This is a genomic window from Aquabacterium sp. (assembly GCF_014378415.1).
Classification (GTDB): Bacteria; Pseudomonadota; Gammaproteobacteria; order Burkholderiales; family Burkholderiaceae_C; genus Aquabacterium.
Genome location: NZ_JACMNS010000070.1, coordinates 1 through 1,729 on the forward strand (window position 1 = coordinate 1; position 1,729 = coordinate 1,729).

Sequence of the window (1,729 nt, forward strand, 5' to 3'; positions counted from 1 at the left end):
AATGAATTCCCAAGAGCCGCAGGGCGCGCAAACGAACGGTAGGGCCAAGCGAAGGCTGCGTTCGGCGTTGCTGTTGCTGGGAGATCTCGCCGCCTTTCCCGTTGCATGGTTCGCAGCAGTCACCACTGCCATGGTGCTCAACCGTGCGACCCTCGACGACTTCTACCCTTTTGCCAGCCCAGGCGGCACCGTCTACTCGGTGATGTCCATCCTGGTCGTCCTGGCCTTGGCCTTCAACGGCCAATACAGCCGCCGCGCCGCCTTCTGGGAAGAGGTCGGCGTCATCTGGCGGCATGTCGCCATGGCAGCCTTGCTCCAGTTTGCGCTCAACTTTTTTGTGCAGGTCAGCTACACCCGGGTGATCATGCTGCTGGCCTGGTTTTTTGTACTTGTCACCGTGCCGGCGGGCCGCTTGATCACGCGCGAGCTGTTGATGCGCATGGGCTGGTGGCGGCGCAAGGCGCTGGTCGTGGGCGATGGCGAGGGCGCCCGCCAGGCTTGCGCGGCCATGCGGCACGAGCGGCACATGGGCATTGAAGTGGTTGGCGTGGTGACCACCTCGGGGCATGTCTCCTGGGCCGCTGAATGCGGGCCGGGGTTCGACGTTCATTCGGCCACTGAGGGCATCGACAACATCGCCATCAAGCTGGGCTGCGAAGTCATCATGGTGGCGCTGGACCGCGATGGGGCACCGCAGGCAGAGCGCATCACGCGGGCGTTGCGCGCCAAGGCGTTCGAGATTTTTGTCATTCCGCCCATGCACGGCCTGCCGGTGCAGGGCATGCAGGCGTTGCATTTTTTCAGTAATGACGTGCTATTCCTGCGTTTGCAATACCGGCTGCTCAGCCCAGGCGCGCGCCTTGTCAAGCGCAGCATTGATGTGGTCGCTTCTGCCATGCTGCTGGCGGCGTTCTCGCCCCTTATGGCGCTGGTGGCCTGGCGCATCTGGCGTGAAGATGGAGGCCCCGTGTTTTACACGCAACCTCGCGTCGGAAAAGACGGTGAAGATTTTGCGTTCATCAAATTCCGCTCCATGGTCAAGCATGCAGACGCGGCACTGAATGCCTGGCGCACCGACAAGCCTGAGCTGTTTCAGCGGTACGAAGAGAGCAACTTCAAGCTGGCTGACGACCCGCGCGTGCTCAAGGTGGGCCAGTGGATCAGGCGCCGTAGCATTGACGAGTTGCCGCAACTCTGGAACGTGCTGCGCGGCGACATGAGCCTGGTCGGCCCCAGGCCGCTGCTCAGACGCGAACTGTCGCGCTACAACCCGGCAGCGATGACCTTGTACGAGCAGGTGCTGCCCGGCATCACGGGCCTGTGGCAGGTCAGCGGCAGGAGCGACACCACCTTCTTGCAACGCGCCAACCTGGACACCTGGTACGTGCGCAACTGGTCGCTGTGGGTGGATTGGGTAATTTTGCTCAAGACATTCCGCGTGGTGCTGTCGGCGCGCGGGGCGATGTAACGTCGGGGCGATTTTTCCCTCACCCCAGCCCTCTCCCGCAGGCGGGAGAGGGGGCAAGTCACGTCAGGGTGCTGGCGACCTCAGTCCGTCGCGTCCTCCAGCAAAGCCAAATCCCCACCCCCCCACTTCGCCTCCAGCGAAATCAAATTCTCACGATCCGCAAACGGCGGGTACCCGCCCTTGATCGTCAGCCGTATGTAGTGGTGCACAAAGCAATCCAGCGCAATGTGCATGGGCCGAATGTCCCCCACATCGCGCGCC

The 1,729-nt window shown here is 62.8% G+C and carries 2 protein-coding genes; one reads left to right on the forward strand and one right to left on the reverse strand.

Features of this window, described 5'->3' with window-relative positions; genetic code table 11:
• Window position 1 precedes the first annotated feature (1 nt).
• Window positions 2-1,468 (forward strand): undecaprenyl-phosphate galactose phosphotransferase WbaP, encoded by a 1,467-nt coding sequence (gene wbaP / locus H7225_RS06860; protein ID WP_290660181.1) that lies wholly within the window; start codon window positions 2-4, stop codon window positions 1,466-1,468.
• Window positions 1,469-1,548: 80 nt separating this feature from the next.
• Here the strand turns inward: wbaP and H7225_RS06865 are convergent.
• A partial coding sequence (locus H7225_RS06865; protein WP_290660183.1) for a hypothetical protein occupies window positions 1,549-1,729 on the reverse strand: 181 nt, incomplete at its 5' end.